This is a genomic window from Alteromonas sp. S015 (assembly GCF_036864485.1).
Taxonomy (GTDB): domain Bacteria; phylum Pseudomonadota; class Gammaproteobacteria; order Enterobacterales; family Alteromonadaceae; genus Alteromonas.
The window spans coordinates 897,021-921,802 of the sequence record NZ_JAZETO010000001.1; the positions used below are offsets into that span (position 1 = coordinate 897,021).

The window sequence follows — 24,782 nt, forward strand, 5'->3', positions numbered from 1 at the left end:
CTCGTTATTACTCCAATGCCGCTAATAGTTTCTTGTACGCAGACACACCGCGTGTTTTTGGGTACGCTGAGGAAATGGGAAGCTGTACTAAACTCGCGTCCCTAAAGTGCGTATCAACAGGGATAACCCCTTCCCACACACGCTCACCGTAGTCATTCATTAAACGCTTACGCGAAGCAAGCGCCGCGTTAGTGCGCTTATCAAACATAGTTGGAATAATCACAGTATCAAAGGATTTATCCAACGAACGCCCCATAATTTCCATTGTACGAATCATCCTATCGAGCCCTTTCAGCGCTAGATATTCAGTTTGTGTAGGCACGATAACCTTGTTGCACGCTGCTAGAGCATTGACCATCAGCACACCCAACACCGGAGGGCAATCGATGATGGCCACATCAAATTCATCTGCTACTTTGGCCAGCGCTTTCTTTAGCACTAAACCCATACCTTGTTCGCTTCCCATCGTTCTATCCAGGGTCGCGAGTGCCATTGTTGCAGGAAGCACATACAAGTTATCTAACTTTGTCGGACACAAACAATCCAAAACATTATCGGCCGTAATGTCATTTGACTTAATAAAAATGTCGTAAACTGAATGACTTGATGCTTCAGCGTCAATACCAAAGTAATAACTCAACGATGCATGTGGATCAGTATCGATCATGAGCACTCGCTTGCCTTGCTGAGCAAGCAAGCCGCCAAGGCTCACCGTGGTGGTCGTCTTCCCTACACCACCTTTTTGATTCGCTACTGTCCACACTTTCATATTTGCTGTTCCATTACTGTTCAAACTTCTAACGCATTTCGGTTTGAACGCAACTGCTCATATCATCAATGTTTATGTTTTTACTGGATATATTGGCGGCTGCAACAGCCTGTGGCATACCATAAACCACACAGGAGTCTTGGTCTTGCGCCCAAATTGTTGCACCTTTTTCCTTGAGCATTCGGCATCCTTCTCTGCCGTCGGCTCCCATCCCGGTTAATATAATTCCCAATACATCCCCACCGTAAGCTTTTGCCAAAGAACTGAATGTAAGATCAACACTGGGTTTATAGCTCACATTATCGCTCATACTCGCATCGACAATGGCAATACGTTTACTCACACCGATGCTTTCTAGCAGCATTTGCTTACCACCAGGAGCAAGATAGGCATGACCTGGCTTTAAAATGTCGCCATGCTCGGCTTCTTTAACTTTTATCTTACAATTTGTATCTAGGCGCTGTGCAAATGCCGAGGTAAATGTTCCAGGCATATGTTGTACAAGCAAAATAGGGTATGGAAACGCTGCAGGTATCGGAGACAGCACCTTTTGAAGCGCCACAGGTCCGCCAGTAGAAGCCCCAATTGCTAGACATTTATAGTGCTTTCCCGTCGCTCTTACAGACGAAACGGTCGGTTGTATGGCTGCGTCTTTATGACCTGACAGCAAACCCGATGTTTTAAAGAACGCTTGCTTAGGCGCATTATCAGGAAGCCTTCTCGCCTCTACAGAGCGAAATGATGGGCGCTTCATACCAATGCCACGACGTGCTATCAAGCGTACTTTGGTACACAACAAACGCGATGCGTCTTTTCTGTCCTGCGCAATATCTTCGAATTTCTTAGGCAAGAAATCGAGCGCGCCCGCTTCTAAAGCATCTAGCGTCGCTTGCGCACCGTGATGCGTTAGCGACGAAAACATAAGAATAGGTGTAGGCCGTTTATCCATTATGGCCTTTACAGCTGAAATACCGTCCATCACGGGCATTTCAACATCCATCGTTATTACATCTGGCTTTAGCGCTTCTGCTTTTTCAAGTGCATCGCGCCCATTTCTCGCTTCCCCAACAACTTCAAGTTCCTTATCGCCATCGAGTATTTCTTTTACTCGACGACGATAAAAAGTCGAGTCGTCCACGACAAGGACTTTAAAGACCATGGATTATTATTCCTATTAATTCATCGCCTTACTTGATGGGTTTACGCGCGTACCGTTTAAGCAGGCTCGGAACATCTAAAATTAATGCAATTCCACCGTCTGAAGTTATCGTGGCACCAGCCATGCCTGGCGTACCTTGTAACAAGGCATCAAGGGGCTTAATAACGACTTCTTCTTGGCCTATTAGCGCGTCTACAACGAACCCTACTTGTTGTGTGCCAATTTGCACGACAACAACGTGTCCCTTTTCCCTATCGATGTTTTTGGGACCTCGAATTAACCATTCACCAAGGAAGAACAGCGGAATTGCTTTTGAACGAACTATCATTGTTAGCTGGCCATCGACTGTATTGGTCTTCTTGATGTCCATGTTTATTATTTCGTTCACCGCACCCAATGGTAACGCAAAGGTTTGTTTCCCTACAACAATCATTAGCGTAGGAAGGATTGCCAGCGTTAATGGAACCTTGATATCCAGTCGGGTGCCTTTACCTAACTGTGAATCAATGTTTACAGTACCGTTAAGTTGGTTAATCTTGGTCTTAACCACGTCCATGCCTACACCACGACCAGAAATATCACTAATTTCTGTTTTGGTAGAGAACCCGGGCGCAAAGATCAGGTTAAATGCTTCAACATCCGACATGCGTGCTGCTGCATCCGCGTCTAGCACACCACGACTAATGGCAATTTCTTTAAGCTTATCGGGGTCCATTCCTTTACCATCATCTTCGATGGTAAGGAGAATATGGTCGCCCTCTTGAGATGCAGATAGCTGAACCGTACCCATCCGCGGTTTACCCGCTGCAGCGCGATCATCAGGCATCTCAATACCATGGTCGACGGAGTTTCTCACCAAATGCACAAGCGGATCTGCCAGTGCTTCAACCAGGTTCTTATCTAAATCAGTTTCCTCTCCCACTAGCTCAAGGGTAATTTCTTTCTTCAAGCTTCTCGCAAGGTCTCGAACAACACGAGGGAAACGACCAAACACCTTCTTGATAGGCTGCATGCGGGTTTTCATTACCGCACCTTGCAAGTCGCCCGTCACCACATCTAAGTTAGCGATAGCTTTCGACATGCTTTCGTCGTTACTGTTTATACCTAAACTAATGAGCCTATTTCTTACTAGAACTAGCTCACCCACCATGTTCATGATCTGATCAAGGCGTTTGGTATCAACGCGCACTGTCGTTTCGGCAGGAGGCGCCGCAGGTGCCGCCTTCTTCTCGTCCTTTTTAGGCGCTGCTTTTGGCGCAGCAGGTGCACTTGCTTTAGCTGGCGCTGTGGCACTAGGAGTTGGTGTAGCTTTAGGAGTTGCTGGCGCAGCTTGCTTAGCTTTTTGAATCGCTTCTGTTGCTGCCTTATCTACAGGAGGCTCTGGCGCCTTGGAAACCGTGTCCTGCTTAGTTGGGCCCTGTCCTGAACCATGCAATTGGTCAAGCAATGCTTCAAATTCGTCGTCGGTGATTTCTTCATCACCTGCTGCACTCGGTGCTGCTGGTGCTGGAGCAGGAGCACTCGCAATTGGTGCTGCTTCTTCACCACTAAATTTGCCTTTGCCGTGTAAATCATCAAGCAGAGCTTCAAATTCTTCATCAGTGATATCGTCGTTATCACTGGCAGCAGCGGGGGCAGCAGTCTTAGCTGGCTCGCTTTTGGCCGCCGATGACTGCCCAGGCGCACCTGAGCCATGAAGCTCATCAAGTAGCGCTTCAAACTCGTCTTCGGTGATTTCGTCGATTCCACCGCTATCACCGGTACCTGGCTCTTGCGCGGTAGGTTCTTCAACAACTAATTCTGGCTCTTCTACAGCAGCCTCAGGCTCGGATGCCGGCGCACTCTGTCCACCAAAAATATTCTCATCTGGAGACTCTGGGCGACTTAGTTTGTGTAGTAAGTCGACAAGGTGTGCATCTGCTGGCTCCAATGGATCCCGAGCTTTCACTCGTTCGAACATTTCGACCACCACATCTGTGGCTTGCAGAATAATATCCATCAGTTCGGGTGTTAGTGTTCGTTGTCCGTTTCGCATTACGTCAAACACGTTTTCTGCACCGTGACAAATTTCTACTAACTCGGTAAGAGACAGAAAACCTGCTCCACCTTTAACCGTGTGATAACCACGGAAAATTGCATTAAGCAAATCCGCATCTTCAGGATTGTTCTCAAGATCAACGAGCTGTTCTTGTAATTGTTCTAGTATCTCCCCAGCCTCGACCAGAAAGTCCTGTAATATATCCTCGTCAACATCAAACGACATGCGCCCGCTCCCCTAAAAACCTAAGCTAGACAGAAGGTCATCTACATCATCTTGGCCTGACACGACGTCGTCGCGCTTATTGGCATCAATGATAGGGCCTTCTGCCTCTACACCATCAACCTTATCGGCCTTAACGCTAGATGGTTTAGTTTGTTCTGCACCGTCGCGTTCACCAAACATGGTAAGCATGTTGACTAAACTGTCTTCCACCTCTTTAACCAAGTCGATAACGCGGCGAATAACCTGACCTGTCAAGTCTTGATAACCTTGAGCCATCAGTACTTCTGTAAGTAACTGTGTAAGTTTAGCTGACTGCGCCGAACCTTCCTCCAATAATTCGTCTATATCTGCGCATAAAGCTTTAAATTCACCCAACTCTATTTGGCGATTCATTAACTTTTTCCACTCAGGCATAACCTTTTCGATGCGCGCCGACAACATTTCAGCTATAGGCATACTCGCTTCAACGGCATCCATAGTAGTATTAGCAGCTTTTTCAGTTTCTTCAATTACGTAGGTTAGGCGGGTTTGTGCATCAGGAATATCGTCGGTCGCGAGATTTTTAATGCGGTCGTCTATTTGAAAATTATTCAGCGCGTCATGAAGTTGACGCGTCAGTTTCCCAACTTCAGCAAATAGCTCAACGTTTTCTTTCATTGAGGATGCTTCTAAGAGGGCATTGGCAGAAGCGTTGTCACCTTCTTCGAGATAGGTGACAAGCTGTTTTGCTTCTTCCAACGAAATTGGAACGTTTACATTCGTTGACATCCAGTAAACCTCATTTCTCTGGTGAGCGTCTGGATCAACCTAAACGTTCGAATATTTTATCTAATTTTTCTTTAAGTGTTGCTGCAGTGAACGGCTTAACAACATAGCCATTAACACCTGCTTGCGCGGCGGCAACAATTTGCTCTTTTTTCGCTTCAGCAGTAACCATAAGTACTGGTAGGTGCTTGAGTTTGTCATCGGCTCTAATTGCGCGAAGCAAGTCAATACCTTGCATACCTGGCATATTCCAATCGGTAACTACGAAATCGAAATCACCTTGCTGCAACATCGGCAATGCAGTACTTCCGTCATCCGCTTCCTGGATGTTGGAAAAACCCAAATCTTTGAGTAGGTTTTTGATGATACGTCTCATGGTTGAAAAATCATCGACCACGAGAATTTTCATGCTTTTGTCCAAAATAGCCTCCAGTGAGGGGTTAATTGTTATTAATTTCTATTCTTCGTCAGCTTGCCACGACTTCATTCGTGATTTGAGTTTTAACATGGCCTGACTATGAATTTGACTGACTCGCGACTCACTTACATCAAGAACCTCACCTATTTCTCTGAGATTCAGCTCTTCATCATAATACAGTGAAAGTACAATCGCCTCTCTTTCAGGTAATGTCGTAATTGCATGGGCAAGCGCCTTTTGAAAAGCGCCTTGCATTAAATCTTCCAGTGGTGCGTCGCTACCTCGATTTTGTTCTGTCGATATAACGTCATCTGACACACCTAAGTCTTCAATACCAACCAGCTTTCCTGCATTTACTTCATTAAGCATCTGGTGATATTCCTGCAAGCTTACATTAAGCTTGTTAGCAATATCAGAATCTCTAGCGTCTCGCCCTGTTTCGCTTTCTACTTGCGAAATTGCTTCTGTAATGGCGCGACCATTTCGGTGAACTGAACGCGGCGTCCAGTCCCCTTTACGAATTTCATCTAGCATAGCACCGCGGATGCGAATACCAGCAAACGTTTCAAAGCTGGCTCCCTTTGAGCCATCAAAGTTACGTGCGGCTTCTAGTAATCCAATCATTCCTGACTGAATTAAATCGTCTACTAAAACACTAGCAGGCAATCGCGCTATTAAGTGATGCGCTATACGCTTAACCAAAGGTGCATGTCGTTCGACTAACTGCGCCTTATCGGTTTGTTGTTGATAAGCGGCTGCCTTGCTGTTCAACGCTGACTTCCTACGGCTTTTTCTGCAACTAATTGTTCAATAAAAAACTCTAAGTGACCACCTGGCTGCGCTGGAATAGGCCATGTTAAGGCTTTACTTGCCAACTGTGTAATTGCAACGGCCGCCGGTGACCCCGGGTAAGCATCAACAATGGATGTTTGTTTACGTACCGCTTTACGAATGTTCTCGTCAAACGGTACTGTTGCCACTAATTCTAGTGCAACATCTAAAAAACGCCCTGTCACTTTGCTCAACTTACTAAATAACTCTTGGCCTTCTCTCACGTCGCGAACCATATTAGCTACAACTTTAAAGCGGAAAACACCGTGTTCTCTATTCAGAATTTTTATCAATGCATACGCATCTGTCAATGAAGTAGGCTCGTCACACACAACAACCATAATGTCTTGTGAAGCTTTTGAAAAGCTTAACACCATGTCTGAAATGCCTGCCGCCGTATCGACAATAAGCACATCAATTTGTGATCGTAGCTCGCTAAAGGCGCGAATCAGGCCAGCGTGTTGCGTAGGCGACAATTCGGCCATCGACTGCGTACCTGATGTGGCAGGGGCAATCTTTATACCGTGCGGGCCGGTCACTAATACTTCATCAAGGGTGCATTCGCCAGAAAGCACATGAGATAAGTTTTTCTCAACACGTAGTCCTAACATAACATCTACGTTAGCAAGACCGAGGTCCGCATCAAGAACCATCACACGTTTACCCTGCTTCGCCATTGCGATAGCGGTGTTTAGTGTAATGTTTGTTTTACCTACGCCACCTTTACCACCGGTGACGGCGATTACTTTGATTAACCGTGATTGCTTCATTTTTCTTAAGCTACTCGCTTGGTCGTCAATCATACTGCTTATGCTGTTTTAATTGCGTTGTTGCCACTAGTATGATTCAAACCGTACTTTTTATAAAGCTTTGCAGCAGCGGAAACCAAAGATTTCGCTTCTGCAATCTTAATGTCTTCAGGTACTTTCTGACCATCGGTGACATAACTAACCGGTAGTTGGTATTCAACCGCTGCACTGAGCACCTCTCCTAAAGAGTAGCACTCATCTAACTTCGTGAAAATACAGCCACTTAGTTCAATATCATCATACGCTTTAATGATTCTCTGCAACGCAGGATATTGTGTATTCGCTTGCGCTACCAAATATTTTTTAACATTTGGCATTTGGCCGTTATCAAACTGCTTAATCTGTTTAATTAATCGACTATCCCTTTGGCTAAATCCAGCCGTATCAATCAATACTAGTCGCTTATGACGAAGTTGGAATAATAAATCCGCAAGTTCTTCACTAGTCTGCGCTTTTCTCACCGTGCAGCCAATAATTTTTCCGTATGTCGCTAACTGCTCATAGGCTGCAATTCTATACGTATCAATGGTAATCATCGCAACCGACTCAGCACCGTATTTCTGTGCATAGCGGGCAGCAAGTTTCGCAACAGTCGTTGTTTTACCTGTACCAGTTGGTCCTACTAATGCAACAGCACCTTGTGCACTAAGTATATCGTTTCCTGTAACATTTATGCGATTAGCCAATAGGTTAAGAAGATAAACCCAAGCATCACGCTCATTATAATGTGCTGGAGTATAGCTTATTAACTGTTTAGCCAGTGCATTACTTAATCCCATATCCGTTAAACGGGTAATTAGATATTGATGAACAGGTTTTTGACGTTTGTTCTTCGCTTCCATCAAATCTGCAACCTGATATTGCAACACATCGCGCAAAGACGCCAGCTCCTCTTTAATTTGAGCTAGTTCGGCTGATTGTGTCGCTGGGGTATCACCTATGCTCGATGCCTGATGCTCAGGAAAAGCGTGTTGATTCACGTTTTCTTGAACAGGTGAATGCGTTTCTATGTCGTCAATAAATGCGTCAGAGAAATCCAAATGTGACGCAATTTCGTTGGCGTGCTTAGCGTTCGCTGTCATCGATGAGTTTGGCGTTACGGAACCTGGCACACTACTACTTCCACCGTGCTGCTTTTCTAACAATGCTTTCAGACTATCTGGGCCGTCATCACCGATTATTTCGCTTAAGGTAGGCACGGCTTTCTTGCCTGGTACTTTAGCAGCACCTTGTGGAGAAACATTAGGCTTGAACAACTTGGCTTCAGGCTCTTTGTCGTAAGCTGCAACAAGCTCAATACCGTCAGCAACTTTGCGATTTGACATGATGACCGCATCACTGCCCAATTCAGCTTTAACTTGGCTTAACGCCTCACGCATATCTTTGCCGAAGAAACGTCTAATTTTCATTGCAACCTCTCCAATCACCCAGTGTCAGATTATTGACCGACCGAACTGACTATTTTTATTTGTTTGTCGTCAGGCACTTCTTGATAAGAAAGAACATGAAGCCCAACAACCGAATATTTTAAGAAGCGAGATAGTACGGGTCGTAGCATGCCAGAGGTAAGGAGTACCGCAGGCTCTCCATCTAACTCTTGCTGCTGACTGGCTTGCTGCAACGATTTTTGCAGCTTATCAGCCAAGCCTGGCTCAATGCCAGCACCATCTTCGCCACCTGCTTGAAGTGACTGGTGCAACATCTGTTCCAACTCTGGCGCCAAGGTTATGACAGGTATCTCTTTTGCCCCTTGGGTAATCTCTTGAACAATGAGGCGTTTAAGGGCAATACGCACTGCAGACACGAGTACATCTGGGTCTTGGCTGCGCGTACCGTATTCACTCAGTGTTTGGACTATAGTACGCATGTCGCGAATAGGCACCCCCTCAAACAATAAGGTTTGCAGTACTTTCACAACTGTACTTAGCGGAAGAATATCAGGCACTAACCCTTCAACTAGTTTGGGGTGTTGCTTGGCTAGCATATCAAGAAGTTGTTGCGCCTCTTCATGCCCTAACAATTGATAAGCATTATTGGACAGTAATTGACTTAAATGCGTGGCAACAACAGTAGCTGCATCAACTACGGTGTATCCAAGGGTTTGTGCGTGTTCGCGCTTATTTGGTTTAATCCAAACTGCGTCTAATCCAAAGGCTGGATCTTTAGTGGCGCGCCCTTCTAATTTACCAAACACCTGCCCTGGGTTTATCGCAAGCTCTTCATCGTGACTAATGATGGAATCACCAATCGTTACGCCTAACATAGCAATGGTGTAAGTGTTGGGTTCTAAATCCAAGTTATCGCGAATGTGAACAGGCGGAATAAGGAAACCCAGCTCTTGCGATAGTTTTTTACGAACACCTTTAATACGCGTTAATAACTCGCCACCTTGCGATTTATCAACAAGCGGAATTAAGCGATAGCCCACTTCCAACCCGATAGTGTCTACCTGCTGAACGTCGTCCCAGCCAAGCTCTTTTACTTCAGGCGTAACTGACTTATCTTTGACTACATTGTCTGGCACTTTAGGCTCTGCCGCTTTTCTCTTTTCTTGAACCGACTGCCAATAAGCAAAGCCAGCTATAAGAAACGAAAAACCTAAGAAAGCGATATGCGGCATACCAGGGATAATACCCATAACAAATAAAACGCCCGAGGCAATATACAGGGCTTGATTATTTCCGAGCTGACCGCGAATCTCCTTGCCCATTTCCTGTGTTTCGTTTTCACGGGTAACAATAATAGCTGTAGCGACGGACAGTAACAGCGATGGTATTTGTGCCACCAAGCCATCACCAATGGTCAAAATTGTGTAGATTTCTATGGCATTACCGAATGTAAGCCCGTGCTGAATCATACCTATGAATAGACCACCAACGATATTAATGAGCATGATGAAAAGACCCGCTACCGCGTCTCCTTTTACAAACTTTGACGCACCGTCCATCGAGCCATAAAAGTCAGCTTCAGCAGTAATCTCTTCGCGGCGTTTACGTGCTTGGTCTTGATCTATATACCCTGCGTTCAAGTCGGCATCGATAGCCATTTGCTTACCTGGCATAGCATCTAACGTAAAGCGAGCGCTTACTTCCGAAATACGTCCCGCACCTGCCGTCACAACCTTGAAGTTGATAATAAGAAGAATAGCGAAGACGACAATACCTACCGCGTAGTTGCCGCCAATTACCACGGCGCCAAAGGCTTCAATAACTTTACCCGCAGCATCACCGCCCTCATGCCCATAAAGTAAAACAACGCGGGTTGAAGCCACATTTAGCGCTAGTCTCAAAACCGTTGCAATAAGCAAAACCAGGGGAAAAATACCGAAGTCTACTGGACGTTGAGTAAGTACCGCCACTAAAATAATCACAAGCGACAGTGCAATATTAAAGCTAAATAGCACGTCCAATAAGAACGGCGGCATGGGTAATATCACCATGCCCATAATTGCTAAAAGAACAATAGGGGCGCCTAAACCACTCGTAAAATTTTGCAGTTGATTTTTATCGAACCGCTGTAGATAACCAGATAACTGCATGGCTTGGAGTCTCTCTATCAGAAAATTGACGCTTTATAAGAATCTTCAAGAGAGTTTTCAACTAACGTGCCAGCTTTGTTACTAAACCAGTAAATGGACCGCTAATCGATTAAAAATAACGCTATCATGATTGAGTAGGAATTTTTCCAGCCGGCTACTATGATTATCGACGATATTCAGGCGGGATGGGCAAATCCCGTTTCAGCGGCTTAGGACGCTTACCTTTTCCTGCTTTATGCGCTTTTAACTGATAAACATGCGCTAGCACCTGCGCTACTGCCATAAACAGGGCGTTAGGGATTTCATCGTCCACTTCTGTAGAGTAAAAAATGGCGCGTGCTAACATTGGAGAAGGGATCAGCGGTACGTCATTTGCTGTTGCAATTTTTCTAATGTGCATCGCTAATTCATCAGCGCCTTTAGCAACAACAACCGGCGCTCTCAGGCCCTTCTCATCGTATTTAATGGCAACAGAAAAGTGAGTGGGGTTGGTCACTACCACGTCTGCTTGTGGTACTTCTTGCATCATACGCTTTGTAGCTGCTTGATATTGCATACGGCGAATACGGCCTTTTACCAGAGGATCTCCTTCGGCATTTTTCCGCTCGTCTTTAACCTCTTGCTTGGTCATTTTCATTTCTTTGTTGTGCTTATACATTTGATAAGGCACATCAATAAGTGCAATGGGAATCATGCCACACACCAAAATAAGAAACGCCCATTTGAGCATGTCGAGAGCGTGAAATATATTTCCTGGATAAAGCTCCATGTCCAGGTGTAGCGCTTCGTCTTCAAAGAACAATAAAGCCCCAATTGCCATACAAATAATGACCACAACTTTCGCAATAGACTTGAGTAACTCGACTAAGCCGTTCATGCCGAACATGCGCTTAAAGCCTTGGATAGGGCTCATTTTTGAGCCCTTCGGTTTTGCACCTTCCCACGTAAAGTTAAAACCGCCCAGCGCGATAGAGCCATAGATACCCGCTAACATAGCAACGGTCATGTAAAGCAGCACGGCAGGACCTACCGCAGAAAAGGCTTCGCCCCAAGCGCCAAACATGTGTGTAGTGTCATAGGTCTCATCACGAGAGAGGGTAAACATTCTTTGGGTAAGTTTGAAAACAGATTCAGCAATCCACCCTGCTACAAACAAAAACATAAAAGCACTGACAATAAGCACTAATGCCGTAGACAGTTCACGGGAACGGGCTAGCTGCCCTTTTTTTCGGGCATCTTCGAGTTTTTTCCCCGTGGGGTCTTCTGTTTTTTCGCTTGAATCTGCCATTTTTTCCTACGGACAAATATTCAATAATTCACACATAAACTGTTCTGCTCTAAACCATTGGGTTTCAAAGTGTGCAGTAAAGTTATCTAGCGTTAACCAAATAATGAGCAGTCCCATTACCTGAGCAATGGAAAAACCGATACTAAAAATATTAAGCTGCGGCGCAGCTTTAGTCATTACGCCGAAGGCCAAGTTCACAATGAGCAGCGAGACAATTGGCGCAAGAGAGAGCGTGACTGCCGATATAAACATCCAACCGGCCCAATGGGCGATATCGCGAAACTGTTCACCAGTCCACCATGCTTCGCCTATGGGAAACGCCTCAAAGCTCATCACAATCATTTGAATCATGGATAAATGCCCATCCAACGACCAAAACAACAACGTCGCCAATATCAGATAAAACTGACCTACCGCAGGTACGTTAATGCCATTGACAGGGTCGACAATTGATGCAAAACCCAACCCCGTTTGCATCGCTATAATTTGCCCCGCTAGTACAAAGGTATTGAGCACCATCATTGAAATAAAACCGATAGCAATGCCAATCAGCAGCTGCTGAATAACGATTAAAAATGTGCCTACATCCACCAAATTTTCAATGGGAGACGGGGGCACCACCGGCATGATGATCAGTGTCAGCATTGTGCCCAGCAACGCTCTAACTTGCGGTGGTATTGACCTAGCACTTAGGCCAATCATCGCCACAAACAAGCCGCTTATACGCATAAAGGGCAATAGCATGTCCGCAAGAAATTGATTGATTGTCGCGAGTTCGACTTCCACCGCTTTTGCCTTCTACCCCACAACCTGTGGGATCATATCAACCATTCTGAAAGTAAAATCCATGAGCTGTTGCACCAACCAATTACCTCCCCAGCTCAGTGCCAAAAGCGTAACAAGCAGGCGAGGTAAAAAGCTCATGGTCTGTTCGTTGATACTGGTTGCAGCTTGAAAAACGGCTACCACCAATCCCACAATCAAGCTTGGAACAATCACCGCACATACCAATACGATAACCATAAACATGGCTTCCCGTAGTATTTCTACAAAGACTTCTGGTGACATAAGTCCTCCTAGACGCCCATACCGAAGCTGGTCGCTAAAGTACCAAAAATAAGGTTCCAACCATCAACTAAAACAAACAGCATGAGTTTAAACGGCAAAGAAACAATCATAGGCGAGAGCATCATCATACCCATAGCCATCAGTATAGAGGCCACCACTAAATCAATGATGAGAAAGGGAATAAATAACATGAAACCAATCTGAAATGCGGTTTTAAGTTCACTGGTTACAAAAGCGGGAATAAGAATGGTTAACGGCACTTCATCCGTATCAGCGTATCTGCCTTCATGTCCCGCTATCCGAACAAAGGTCTCTAAATCCCTTACTCTTGTTTGGGAGAGCATAAACGCGCGCATGGGTCCTTTAGCTTGCTCAAGCGCATCTAAACTGGTGAGTTGCTCATTGAGGTATGGCTGTAAAGCACGCTCATTCACCTCTTCAAACACTGGTGCCATAATAAACATTGATAGAAACAAACTCACACCAATTAATATTTGATTCGACGGTGATTGCTGTAAGCCAATAGCCTGGCGCAGAATAGACAACACCACAATGATACGCGTGAATGAGGTCATCATCATGATAAATGCAGGAATAAGGCTTAACGCTGTCATGATGAACAGCGCTTGAAGCGTCATCGAGTAGTCTTGAGAACCATCTTGATTAGTGGTAACCGTTACTGCTGAAATGCCCTGTTGAGCATAGGCTGGCTCAACGAGAAGTAACAATGGGAGTAATAAAAGTAGCCAGGCAAACTTACGCATCTCGTGACTCTTCCTTTGCGGTATTCTTTTCTATATTAGGGTTGAGCTTTCCCGCCATTGCAGCAACGAGTTTCTGTTTAAACGCATCCGCGCCATTTTGGCGCTCGCCAATGATTTTATTTACACCTTTAACAGGAATATCGAGATTTTTATCTAATTTACTCAGATGTGAGATATTGTGACTGGTAACACCAATAAGATGCTGTTCTTCACCTACCTGAATTACCATTATTTTTTCTTTAGTGCCAACGACCATACTGGCCGCCACTTTCATTTGATTTCCCCCCATGGCGGTGACATTAAATCGACGCATCACGTAAGCAAGAGCGAAAATGACACCAATGACAACGAGCAAAGAAAGGAAAATTGACAGTAACGACGTGGGGTCGGTAATTGATTGTGTCGGCTTCGCGACAGCAATCTGGCTAAACAAAAGGGGCAGCATGGCGCAACCCCTTGCTTTATAAGAAATTTTACCTGAGCTTCTTAATTCTCTCAATTTGACTAATAACATCCGTTAATCTGATACCGAATTTGTCGTTGACCACTACTACTTCTCCATGAGCAATCAACGTGCCATTAACTAATACATCTAGTGGCTCACCGGCAACACGATCCAGCTCCACCACAGACCCCTGGTTCAACTGTAGCAGATTTCGGATACTTATTTGACTACGTCCGACTTCCATTGAAATAGTCACAGGAATATCTAGAATAGTATCTAGTTTTTTCTTTTCTTCTTGTGTAATAGGTGCGTCATCCGTCAATTCGTCAAGTTCTGCAACTTGTACGTCTTCGCTATCGCCGCCCTCTTGTTCCGCTTCAGATTCAGCTTGTTCGGCCATTGCCGCTGCCCAATCGTCCATACCGTCTTCACTCATGGGAACTCCCCTTTACCTTACAGGTCTTCTTCGAGTACTTGCAGTTCTGCGTCATTATCAATAATACGCCCACCGCGGGTTAATAACTGCAGCTCAGACTTCACTGAAGTCGGCCTTGCAATTTTTTCTACAATTTTCAGTGCCAAATTATCGCGACTGCGACCTAACTTAGCTCTGAACGTGGGTAAATCTTCAATTAATACCGTAATGGTTTCTGGCATTTCCACAGGGATAATATCGCCAGACTTGAACTCCATCACCTCGCGAAGTGGCACATCAACATCTAGCATATGTGTAGTTAATGCCACTTTGACATCCATAATTTCATCGCGAAGCGCTTTACTCCAGCGCAAGTCCGTATCTTCTTTGTCGCTTTGAACGCCCGCATCAAGAAGCTCGCGAATTGGCTCTAGCATTGAGTATGGCAACGATACGTGGAAGTCTCCACCACCGCCATCTAGCTCAATATGAAATGAGCTGATGACCACCACCTCAGTCGGACTCACGATGTTCGCCATCGCTGGGTTTACTTCCGAATCCAAATATTCAAACGACACGTCCATAACTGGCGCCCACGCTTCTTTATAATCTTCAAAGATTATTTTAAGCAGCATCTGGATAATTCGGCGCTCAGTTGGCGTAAATTCTCGGCCTTCAATCTTGGCATGATATCGACCATCACCGCCGAAAAAGTTATCCACCAAAATGAATACCAAACGGGCTTCCATAGTAATGAGCCCCGTACCTTTAAGTGGACGGAAGCGCACCATATTTAAACTCGTTGGAACAAATAATGTATGAATATATTCACCAAACTTGATCATCTGAATACCGTTAATCGATACTTCAGCCGAGCGTCGCATCATGTTAAATAAACTCACACGCATATGACGTGCGAAACGTTCATTTACAATTTCAAGCGTAGGCATACGCCCACGCACTATTCTGTCTTGCGAGGAGAAGTCGTACTCGAGTGTAGAAGCATCAGAGTCGCTACCGCCAACCTCTTCTTCTTCTACATCATCTACCCCGTGTAATAGGGCATCGATTTCATCTTGAGATAATAAATCACTCACCGTCTTCTACCTTACTTAGTCGATGCATTACTGCATGACAAAACCAGTAAACAATACGCGTTCGACCACATCGCTACCCGTAATGTCTTTCAATGCTTTCTGTACTTCCGTCACTGCTTGCTCGCGAAGCTCTATTTTACCGGCTTCTGTAACCAGATCGTCGGCATTTGACATACTAAAAGCCTGTAGTAACGTTCCTTCTATTAGCGGGATATGTGTCTTGGCCAGCTCTTCATTGTCTGAGCCGCGCACCAGTAATTGTACTTTAATTTGTACAAGTCTATCTCGCCCTGAGCCTGGCACGTTAAAAACGAATGGCCTCGGCATCGCAACGTACAGTGCAGTACCCATCTCCGCATTCCCTGTACTCGCTGCCGGCGTATTTGCTGCCGCGGCGGAGGCATCGGCTTCAGCCAGCTGCTCGGCCGCAGGCTCATCGCCGCCAGCAAACAGTAGGAAGTAAGCGGCAGCTCCCCCACCTACAAGAACAACAGCGATAATGATGATCAACATCATTTTGCCTTTCTTTTTACCGCCTTCTTCTACCTGTAATTCATCGTCAGCCATGTGTAACTCATAAGTAATATTAAGAAAAACTGTATTATCAATGTTCCATCGTAAATGGCAATGCCATTCTTCTCATCTACGCTTGGTCGATGCTAAAACGACAGTGACTCATCAACGGTAAGTGGCACATTTCATTGACCTGTCTTAGCACCCTCAAACAGATACATAAAACATAGCAGTGTTAAAATAATCTCTCCATGCTACCTATTGATAATAGTTTTGCTTAATCCTAAGCGTAAAAATCAATTCCACCTTTGGCTGCGCGCGAAATTGATTGCTCGATAATTCGTGCACCATCTATTTCGTCTAAATCGTCATTTTCTCCACGGTTTCCGCCACCACTGCTTCTATTGCTATTGTCTGCAAGTTGCTGGCCACTTTCGTTACCCGACGAATTATCCTTTCTTACTTGCGCATCACCCAATTCAATGCCTTGTTCAGAAAGCATCTCTCTTAATTTAGGCATGGAATCTGCCAGCGCATCCTTTGCTTGTTGAGATTGAACAACAAAGCTTACGCTTGCCGCATCACCGACAACGTTTACGCGCACCTGCATGCTGCCTAATTCGGGCGGATCAAGACGAATTTCCGCCATGGTATTACGCGCATTAACCATCCACCGAATTTTTTCGTTTAGCTGCTGCTGCCCTTCCGGCTTATGAATGTTGACCGCTTTATCAAAGCCTTCAAACTGTTGTTGAGATTTTGACGCTTCAGCTCGAAGCTGGGTATTTTCCTGAATTACCGTATCGGTTTGCCCCACCATACTCGCGAAAGTCTGTTGCGCACTGCCTTGCGCTTGGGTCATTAAATTCAGAAATTGACTGGCTTGACTGTCAAGTCGAGCTGTCATTGAAGCAATAGCTTCGGTGCTTACTGCCGCATCTTTTGCGGCATCTGCCACAATAGATGACAGATCAATGCCAGGCTCTCTGCCTTGCTGTATTTGTTCCTGAAATTCATTGATACCGGCAATAATATTTGTTTTTACCGCCTGTTGTTGCGAACCGCTTGGCATGCCCGCGACAACACGCTCAGCAAACGCTTCGGTCGCTTTTTGCGCACTTTGCGGTGAAAGTTCATTCATAGCGGTTAGTAGCTCAGCTGTTGCTTCACCGGAGGTGCCAGATCCAACACCCTGAGGGATGGTATCTTGTGTATTCGTTACTGTCGCTTTGTCAGATGACGTTGTTTTACCGGTGCCTGTGGCTTCAGTAATAACATTACCACTGCCTTTATTCGCGTTCTCAGCGGTCATCTCAGCGAGCAATGCTTCTGCTTGTAAGGCTGCTTCATCTTTAGGCAATTCTTGCCTCTCTTTAAGCGCATCCGATATCAAACTTAACACAAAGGATTCATCAGCCGGGTTATTAACGTCTATCAGTATTCCATCAAGTTCACTTGCTGCTTCAGTGCCCTCGCCAACACCACGCTCTCCATTACCAGCGCTTTCTGCCTGTTGCATAAGCTGTGTAATTAACATTGAAAGTTCGGTGTTAGCTTCACTATCGTCAGCATTCTTGTTACTTCCAGCGTTAGCGCCAAGTAAAAGCGTCGTTAAAGCACTAAGCGTTTGTTGTGCTTCAGTTGAAAGAGACTCGATAGAGAATTCATCATTACTACTGTCGCCATTTAGCTGAGACAGTAAATGTGCCATTACCGACTGGACGTTACTGGCATCTATATCATCTGGAAGTTTCCATAGCTTTCCCCTTTCTTTAACAGAAAGGACGCTAGCCGCCTCATCTGCGATCAAAGACATGCCAATATTTGTGTCCGAGTCATCTGAAACTTGGTCGCCCTTACCAAAACGGCTTGCCACTGTCTCTACATAAGCCACCCAGTCTTGCTCGCTTTCATCGTTCTCAGACTTAGCGTCTGATGCACCTTGCTCAGCATTGATATCGGATTCAGCGTCTTTTGTACCGCTCTCCTCATTGAGCAATGCATTGGTTACGCTTGTTTTATCAGCGTTATCTTCCGATTCATCAATTGGCAGATTAGCATTATCTTTCTCGCTGGCCGATGCAGGGATATCCGTTTCAACTTTTTCAGTAGCAAGCGTGGTGTGCTCCGCATCGCGATCTCTGGCGCTTTCCGCAGTTTTCCCAGAGACTGAAGTATTGTTGGAAGATGGGCTACTTGAACTTTTTGTCTCGCGGGGTTGAGTGCGTAAGCTCTCTTTTTCATTCAATACAAAATCTGATTTTCTCGATTTCGCTTCCTGATACAGCCGATTAAATGCCTGGTTATTTTCACCGCTTGCGTCCTGTTGGGTTCCAATACCTGTTTCAACTGCTTTAGCCGTGCTAGAAGCAGAAAAAGGTAATGCGGCAATGTCTGTTTTATGTGCGGCAACTTGTTGCATATTGTCCTACCGTCCTACATTTAAAATCGTCTTTTAACAAGAAGACATCATGTGATGCGAATAATCTACCGGGCGTCTTTTAAAACACGCAAAGCCAGTTTTTCGCAACTCCACCTACACTTACTTACATTACAATGATTTAGCTTCACTTTATTCGCGTAAATTGCTATCAACTTTCACGATACGATGCGCTCGATCTCCCTGTGTTTCCCACGCAGTATTGTTGCATTAACACTCAAGGAAACGCCGATAAATCACAATATCCATTGCACTGTAATTCCGATGCGATAATACATTTCGTATTGGTTTTGCAAGGGTTGAGCCAAAGTGACTAAAGGTTCGACTAATTATCAAAAAGGAGAGCGCTTAGCTCTGAAAAACCGTTGGGTGGCAAACTCATCCATCATGGCCTGCTCTGCTTTGGCTTCTTTCTTCTGCTTTCCTAACTTCTTCTTATCAAGCAACAAGGTAACGGCCTTCACTTTTTGCTGTTGTTTGAGCCACAGTTGCTTGCGCTGATCGGCTGCCATTTGCGCGCGAGCAATGACTTGCATCTGTTGCTCACAAGCTTTATCCAATTTTCCAACAAAGGATAAATGCTGCTGATAATACGTCGCAGTAACACCTGCTTGCCCCGTTTGCTGAATACCTTTTATATAGTCGATGCGGTACTGTTCGAGACTCGTTAATTTTTGCTTTTGCTGATTAACGTTCTGTTGAGCCTGCTGATAGTATCGCGCTTCTCGCTGCTCTTTTTCGCGCTCGAACTCCGCTAAACGTTCTAGTTGTTTAGACATCGTGTGCTGCCTTGCCAAACGTTGCTGACTTTATCAATACCACTCGCTTTAATCTTACTGCGTTTGCGCACATTAGCCTTGCCCCAAGCCTGTGGCCAGCGCAGCCATACCCTCTAAGCTTTCATCATAAGGCAAGACCTGCTTCATTCCTTGCTGTAAGAAAGCATTAATTGCAGGTTCAGCACGTATAGCTAGATCAATGCGGGGGTCAGATCCCTTCGCATAAGCGCCGATAGAAATAAGATCTTGGTTCTGTTTGTAGTTTGAATACACCTGACGAATACGACGCGCCATCAACTGATGTTCTTCACTTACCACCATAGGCATTACGCGGCTTATTGACGCTTCGATATCAATAGCAGGGTAGTGGCCGCTGTCGGCAAGGGCACGCGATAAAACCACGTGACCATCCAGAATCGCACGAGCTGCATCGGCAATCGGGTCCTGTAAATCGTCACCCTCAGTTAATACAGTGTAGAATGCTGTGATAGAACCTTGACGCTCACTGCCGTTACCTGCTCGCTCTACCAGCGCGGGTAACCGAGCAAATACTGACGGCGGATAGCCCTTTGTGGCCGGTGGTTCACCGACAGCCAAGGCAATCTCACGCTGTGCCATGGCATAACGGGTTAACGAATCAATCAGCAATAGAACCTTCATACCTTTATCACGAAAGTATTCGGCGATGGTAACCGCGGTCTCACACCCTTTTAACCGCATAAGCGGTGAAGTGTCTGCTGGGGCCGCTACGACAACTGCGCGTTTGCGTTCTTCTTCCGTCAATATTTCATGAATAAACTCTTTCACTTCTCGGCCACGTTCCCCCACAAGACCGACAACAACCACATCGGCTTCACAGCCTCTTGTCATCATCCCAAGCAATACACTTTTACCCACGCCACTTCCAGCGAAAAGCCCCATTCGCTGGCCGACGCCAACTGTGTTTAATGCATTAATGGAACGTACGCCAACATCCATAGGGGTATTAATCGGACGACGAATAAGCGGATTCATTGGAGGACGAGTTGTTGGGGCACGGGCCTCGGCATTGATTTCGCCCAGACCGTCAAGTGGCTGACCATTGCCGTCTACAACGCGTCCCAGTAGCCCCATTCCAACCGGCAAGCCGCTTTGTCGGTTTAGGGGCATTACACGACTTCCCGGGACAATACCACGCACCGCTTCGGTGGGCATTAAGTAGGTAATATCATCGCCAAAGCCGACCACTTCAGCTTCTATTTCGCCTTCGATGGTTTGCACTAAACATTGGCTTCCCACCGGCAGTTGACAGCCCACTGCTTCAAGCGTTAATCCTATGCCACGCACTAATTTTCCGGCGGCTACAACGGGGGGCGACGCAATCTGTTTAGTGAGGGACTCAAAATGCGTATGCCAAGGACTAGTCATCTGACAACCCTTGGTTTAATAAAAATTTATCGATAACGTTGCGGCATCGACGCTCAATCGACACATCCACGGCGTTCTGCAAAGTGGTAATATCACAACCACCACGCTCCATTGCTGGAGCCTCAACAAGATTCCAACTTTTTTTGGTAATGTATTCTTCGCCAAAATGCGCTTTTACCAATTCAATGTCCTCAGGGTTCATATGAATTTGATAGTCAGCTTGATTAACTGGCAACGCCTTAATACCTTCGCTTAATGCTTGAAGTATTACCTGTTGATTAGCACTCACCTCTGTCTTAATTACCGCTTTAGCTAGGGTAACGGCAAGTTTCACTAGTTGGTCGCGGGTTTCATCGTTGGCTTGTGAAAGGGGGTCGTGAAGCTTCTCGGCGAGCATCTGCCACACCTCAGCCTGAGTAGCCATTTGCTGGCGTCCCTCTTCTAACCCTTGCTGTAGCCCTTCGTTATAACCTTGTTCCTTACCTTCAGTAAAACCGGCTTCAAGGCCTTGAGCATTGCCATCATTAAAGCCTTTTTCTTTACCTTCCTGATAGCCTTCGTCATATGCAGCCTGACGTATGGCTTCTATTTCTTCAGCGGTAGGCGGTTTAATTTCCTCCTCGACCTCAGGCGGCTCATACTTCCAATCAGAACGCTTATTTAACGCGTTTGTCGGTTCATTGTCTCTTGGCGCAGTAGGGTCGTCGACGAAGGGTAAATCCCATTTTTTAGCTTCATTTACTTCGTTTTCGCTGAAACTTTTTTTGGCAGTCATATATATACCTAGGCTAAATAAGTGACGGAGTTAGCGCTCTTATAAGAACTCTTCACCACCCCCACCACCAAGCATGATTTCACCAGAGTCAGAAAGTCGACGGGCAACAGAAAGGATCTCTTTTTGGGCCGTTTCCACTTCACTAATACGCACAGGACCCAGCGCTTCCAAGTCATCGTTAAGCATTTCAGCAGCACGCTTGGACATGTTGCGCATAATTTTGTCTTTAAGCTCTTCGTCAGCACCTTTAATGGCTTTAAGCAGCGCGTCTTGCTGCACTTCGCGCAGTATGGCCTGGATGCCCTTGTCGTCTACATCGACTAAATTGTCGAATACAAACATCAGGTCTTGTATTTGTTGGCTCATTTCTTCGTCTTGCTCGCGGATTGCGTCCATTAACTGACCTTCTATCGCGGTATCTAGGTAGTTCATGATGTTCGCCGCAGACTTCAAGCCGCCCATTTTGGCTGCTTGTGTACCCGCTTGACCTGCAAACTGTTTCTCCATGATTTCGTTCAGCTCTTGTAGTGCAGCCGGCTGAACTTCTTCTAGGTTGGCAATTCGCATAAGTAAATCGAGTCGCACTTTTTCCGGGAACTGCGCCAAAATCTCAGCACTTTGTTCAGGCTCTAAATAAGACAATACGATCGTTTGAATCTGCGGGTGCTCGTTGCGAATAATGCTCGCTACTTGCTTAGAATCCATCCACTTCAATGAGTCTAGTCCCTTTGCACCACTTCCCATAAGGATTTGATCAATGAGGTTGGCGGCCTTATCTTCACCCAACGCGGCGGTTAGCGCACGTTTTACGAAGTCTTGGCTTTGGAAACCAATGGTACTGTAGTTCTGAATTTCTTCAATAAAATGCTTATGAACCGCCGTAATTTTGGTTTGCGTCATATCATCCACTTTCGCCATTTCAGTACCAAGTTTTTGTACTTGTTTAGGCTCTAAGTGTTTTAATATCTGCGCGGCGTCTTCTTCAGACAAGCTCAGCAGCAAGATGGCCGCTTTTTCTACGCCTTCTAATTTACTGACGTCATATGACGGCTCGTCAACATTGGCAAGTTCTTCAGCCATAATCTTATCTCACTACTCGTCTTGCATTAACCAGCCCTTCACTACTTGGGCTGATAATTCAGGTTCATTAGCCACAAGGGCACGTACGGCTTTAAGTACATCTTCATCTTTATGCAGGTCAGGCAACATGAGTGAGCCATCTGGCGCAAATCCCACCTGCCCTTCGTCAAAGTCGGACGTTAACATGCTAATGGTATCATCACCTAAGTCTAAACCTTCGTCCGCATCAAATTCATCGGCGTCGTTAGACTCGTCAGGGTTGATAAGACGACGCAGCATAGGTCGAATCACAAAGATGATAAGCACTATTATAACCAAACCACCAACAACTAGCTTAAGAATTGGTAGAAATCCAGGCTGTTCCCAAAGCGGCACATCTTCAATTTCACCTGCATCCATACGGGTAAAAGGTACGCTGACGACTTCTAGCGAGTCACCTCGGGTAACGTCAAAGCCAATGCCACCCTGTAATAGTCTGCGAATGTTCAGTATTTCTTCCTGTTTCCGAGGCGTTGGTGTCATTGCCCCGTCTTCACCCGCAACTTGGGTGTAGTCTACCGCGACAGAGACACTTAGCCTGCGGATAACCCCAGTCTGTTTCTTGGTATGACTGATAGTGGTATCAAGTTCGTAATTACGGGTCGATTCTTTTGCTGAACGTCCAGGCATAGTTTGCTGACCGCCGCCCACCGCATTTTCTGGAATATCGGAATCTAACGGTGGCTGATTTGACAATGCGCCAGGAATACCACCAACACCACCACCAACACTGTTTTCTTCCATGATCATTTCACTGCGAACGGCAGGTAAATCAGGGTTGTAGCTACGCTGGGTCTGCTCCATAGCAGTAAAGTCCATCGCAACGTCAGCTTGTGCTGTGTAGTTACCTATGCCCAATACTGGAATCAATATCGCATCAATTTTCTCTAAATACTCTTGCTCGCGCTGGCGCTCGATTTCGTATTCTTTTCTGGCACGGGCACTCATAGAATCTTGTGAACCCGAATTCAGCAGACGACCATTGCTATCTGTTACCGTTACTTTAGATGGCTCCATGTTTTGAACAGCAGAGGCTACGATATCAACTACCGCATCCACTTCTTCACCTGCTATTACTGCACCACGTTTAGCGGTTAGCACAACCGTTGCCGATGCTTTCTTTTCTCTTCGCGCGAACACGTTCTCTTTGGGCATTGCCAGTAATACTCGCGCTTTTTGAATACTTGCTATATCTTCAATAGTCGCTGCTATTTGTTGCTCTCGAGCATGTTTTAAACGCTCCATTTCAACACGCTGACTTACACCAAACCCCATATCCTGCATGATAATATCGGTACCTGCGTCTGAGGCTTTAGTTAAGCCTTGGCGGGTCATACCTAAACGGATGTTTTGAAATTCATCACTTCTTACATAAACAATATTGCCTTCAAGCTTATAGTCGATCTGGTTTGCATCCATATAATCGAGAGTTTCAATAAGCTCTTGGGTCTCCATCTTCGCAAGCGGTCGATAGTCAGGCTCTTGCGACCATATAACAATGAAGATAGCGATAGCCACACAGATTACCAAAACAACCACCAGGGCCATTTGACGCATCATATCTGTGCTACCTAAGGAGTCCATAAAACCAGATTTATTCTCTGGCTCATCGTCCATTGCTTGATTTTGATCAGGAACCGTAAGGTTTGTACCTGTTGCTTCAGCCATAACCTACCCCACCTACACTGGCATATTCATTATTGTTTTATAGGCTTCAAGTACCTTGTTACGCACTTGCACAGTGGCTTCAAAAGCAATACCCGCCTTTTCTTTTGTTAACATGACTTGGGCTAAGCTTAAGCTAGGGTCGCCCATTTCAAAGCGCTGCTGAGCTTCTTTCGATTCAAGCTGCATGCCGTTTACACCATCTACCGCGTTCTTTAGCATGGTCGAGAAATCACTTGCCGAGCTATTAACTTCACTCAGCGGCTGCTGTTGAAGCTCATTAACTTGAAGACGAGTCTGTCCAATCATGTTCTGCATTTCTTGATACAAACTATTGGCTTTAACGTCCATAACCACTCCTAGTGCTTTTTCGAGACCGCCTGAACACCGGCGAATAACTGATTTATAGGAGTGAGAAAGCAAAGGCCTTGCCAACTTTAAAAGACCATAATTAT

At 45.6% G+C, this 24,782-nt stretch carries 24 protein-coding genes; all 24 read right to left on the minus strand.

Going from position 1 to position 24,782, the window contains the following annotated elements:
- Positions 1-7: 7 nt before the first annotated feature.
- Complete coding sequence (locus V7R42_RS03895; RefSeq protein ID WP_334018891.1) at positions 8-769, minus strand: ParA family protein; 762 nt, start codon at positions 767-769, stop codon at positions 8-10.
- A 28-nt stretch (positions 770-797) separates the two neighbouring features.
- Entirely contained in the window at positions 798-1,928 is a 1,131-nt protein-coding gene (locus tag V7R42_RS03900; RefSeq protein WP_334018892.1) for a protein-glutamate methylesterase/protein-glutamine glutaminase, read from the minus strand.
- Between the two features lie 28 nt (positions 1,929-1,956).
- Positions 1,957-4,191, minus strand: a complete 2,235-nt coding sequence (locus V7R42_RS03905; protein WP_334018893.1) for a chemotaxis protein CheA — start codon at positions 4,189-4,191, stop codon at positions 1,957-1,959.
- A gap of 12 nt (positions 4,192-4,203) precedes the next feature.
- A complete protein-coding gene (locus V7R42_RS03910; RefSeq protein ID WP_334018894.1) occupies positions 4,204-4,959 on the minus strand; it encodes a protein phosphatase CheZ in 756 nt (251 codons plus the stop codon).
- Positions 4,960-4,993: 34 nt separating this feature from the next.
- Positions 4,994-5,377: a chemotaxis response regulator CheY gene (cheY, locus tag V7R42_RS03915; protein ID WP_012517682.1), complete on the minus strand. Its 384-nt coding sequence runs from the start codon at positions 5,375-5,377 to the stop codon at positions 4,994-4,996.
- Between the two features lie 36 nt (positions 5,378-5,413).
- Positions 5,414-6,145, minus strand: coding sequence for an RNA polymerase sigma factor FliA (locus V7R42_RS03920; protein WP_334018895.1), 732 nt, complete (start codon positions 6,143-6,145; stop codon positions 5,414-5,416).
- Complete coding sequence (locus tag V7R42_RS03925) at positions 6,142-7,008, minus strand: MinD/ParA family protein (RefSeq protein WP_334018896.1); 867 nt, start codon at positions 7,006-7,008, stop codon at positions 6,142-6,144. The genes V7R42_RS03920 and V7R42_RS03925 overlap by 4 nt, the downstream gene beginning before the upstream one ends.
- A 5-nt stretch (positions 7,009-7,013) precedes the next feature.
- Entirely contained in the window at positions 7,014-8,423 is a 1,410-nt protein-coding gene (gene flhF, locus V7R42_RS03930) for a flagellar biosynthesis protein FlhF (protein ID WP_334018897.1), read from the minus strand.
- A 29-nt stretch (positions 8,424-8,452) separates the two neighbouring features.
- The gene (gene flhA, locus V7R42_RS03935; RefSeq protein WP_334018898.1) at positions 8,453-10,552 is read right to left on the minus strand and encodes a flagellar biosynthesis protein FlhA; all 2,100 of its coding nucleotides are present in this window, start codon (positions 10,550-10,552) and stop codon (positions 8,453-8,455) included.
- Positions 10,553-10,715: 163 nt separating this feature from the next.
- Entirely contained in the window at positions 10,716-11,840 is a 1,125-nt protein-coding gene (gene flhB / locus V7R42_RS03940) for a flagellar biosynthesis protein FlhB (RefSeq protein WP_334018899.1), read from the minus strand.
- Positions 11,841-11,846: 6 nt separating this feature from the next.
- The gene (gene fliR / locus V7R42_RS03945; RefSeq protein ID WP_334018900.1) at positions 11,847-12,626 is read right to left on the minus strand and encodes a flagellar biosynthetic protein FliR; all 780 of its coding nucleotides are present in this window, start codon (positions 12,624-12,626) and stop codon (positions 11,847-11,849) included.
- Between the two features lie 12 nt (positions 12,627-12,638).
- Positions 12,639-12,908, minus strand: a complete 270-nt coding sequence (gene fliQ, locus V7R42_RS03950; protein WP_105930194.1) for a flagellar biosynthesis protein FliQ — start codon at positions 12,906-12,908, stop codon at positions 12,639-12,641.
- A gap of 8 nt (positions 12,909-12,916) precedes the next feature.
- A complete protein-coding gene (gene fliP / locus V7R42_RS03955) occupies positions 12,917-13,672 on the minus strand; it encodes a flagellar type III secretion system pore protein FliP (RefSeq protein ID WP_334018901.1) in 756 nt (251 codons plus the stop codon).
- Positions 13,665-14,117, minus strand: coding sequence for a flagellar biosynthetic protein FliO (fliO, locus tag V7R42_RS03960; RefSeq protein ID WP_334018902.1), 453 nt, complete (start codon positions 14,115-14,117; stop codon positions 13,665-13,667). The genes fliP and fliO overlap by 8 nt, the downstream gene beginning before the upstream one ends.
- A 28-nt stretch (positions 14,118-14,145) precedes the next feature.
- Complete coding sequence (gene fliN, locus V7R42_RS03965; protein WP_334018903.1) at positions 14,146-14,553, minus strand: flagellar motor switch protein FliN; 408 nt, start codon at positions 14,551-14,553, stop codon at positions 14,146-14,148.
- A 17-nt stretch (positions 14,554-14,570) separates the two neighbouring features.
- Complete coding sequence (fliM, locus tag V7R42_RS03970) at positions 14,571-15,629, minus strand: flagellar motor switch protein FliM (RefSeq protein WP_334018904.1); 1,059 nt, start codon at positions 15,627-15,629, stop codon at positions 14,571-14,573.
- A gap of 27 nt (positions 15,630-15,656) precedes the next feature.
- A complete protein-coding gene (gene fliL / locus V7R42_RS03975) occupies positions 15,657-16,196 on the minus strand; it encodes a flagellar basal body-associated protein FliL (protein ID WP_334018905.1) in 540 nt (179 codons plus the stop codon).
- 229 nt (positions 16,197-16,425) lie between these two features.
- Complete coding sequence (locus tag V7R42_RS03980) at positions 16,426-18,564, minus strand: flagellar hook-length control protein FliK (protein WP_334018906.1); 2,139 nt, start codon at positions 18,562-18,564, stop codon at positions 16,426-16,428.
- Positions 18,565-18,914: 350 nt separating this feature from the next.
- Positions 18,915-19,361, minus strand: a complete 447-nt coding sequence (fliJ, locus tag V7R42_RS03985) for a flagellar export protein FliJ (RefSeq protein WP_334018907.1) — start codon at positions 19,359-19,361, stop codon at positions 18,915-18,917.
- 72 nt (positions 19,362-19,433) lie between these two features.
- Positions 19,434-20,768, minus strand: coding sequence for a flagellar protein export ATPase FliI (gene fliI, locus V7R42_RS03990; RefSeq protein WP_334018908.1), 1,335 nt, complete (start codon positions 20,766-20,768; stop codon positions 19,434-19,436).
- Positions 20,761-21,543 carry a flagellar assembly protein FliH gene (gene fliH / locus V7R42_RS03995; protein ID WP_334018909.1) on the minus strand — a complete coding sequence of 261 codons (783 nt, stop codon included), beginning with the start codon at positions 21,541-21,543 and terminating at the stop codon, positions 20,761-20,763. Before fliH ends, fliI begins: the two co-directional genes overlap by 8 nt.
- Before the next feature lie 39 nt (positions 21,544-21,582).
- Positions 21,583-22,623 (minus strand): flagellar motor switch protein FliG, encoded by a 1,041-nt coding sequence (gene fliG, locus V7R42_RS04000; RefSeq protein ID WP_014975903.1) that lies wholly within the window; start codon positions 22,621-22,623, stop codon positions 21,583-21,585.
- 12 nt (positions 22,624-22,635) lie between these two features.
- Positions 22,636-24,330 (minus strand): flagellar basal-body MS-ring/collar protein FliF, encoded by a 1,695-nt coding sequence (gene fliF, locus V7R42_RS04005; protein WP_334018910.1) that lies wholly within the window; start codon positions 24,328-24,330, stop codon positions 22,636-22,638.
- Positions 24,331-24,342: 12 nt separating this feature from the next.
- On the minus strand, positions 24,343-24,678 hold the full coding sequence (fliE, locus tag V7R42_RS04010) for a flagellar hook-basal body complex protein FliE (protein ID WP_334018911.1): 336 nt from the start codon (positions 24,676-24,678) through the stop codon (positions 24,343-24,345).
- Positions 24,679-24,782 lie beyond the last annotated feature (104 nt).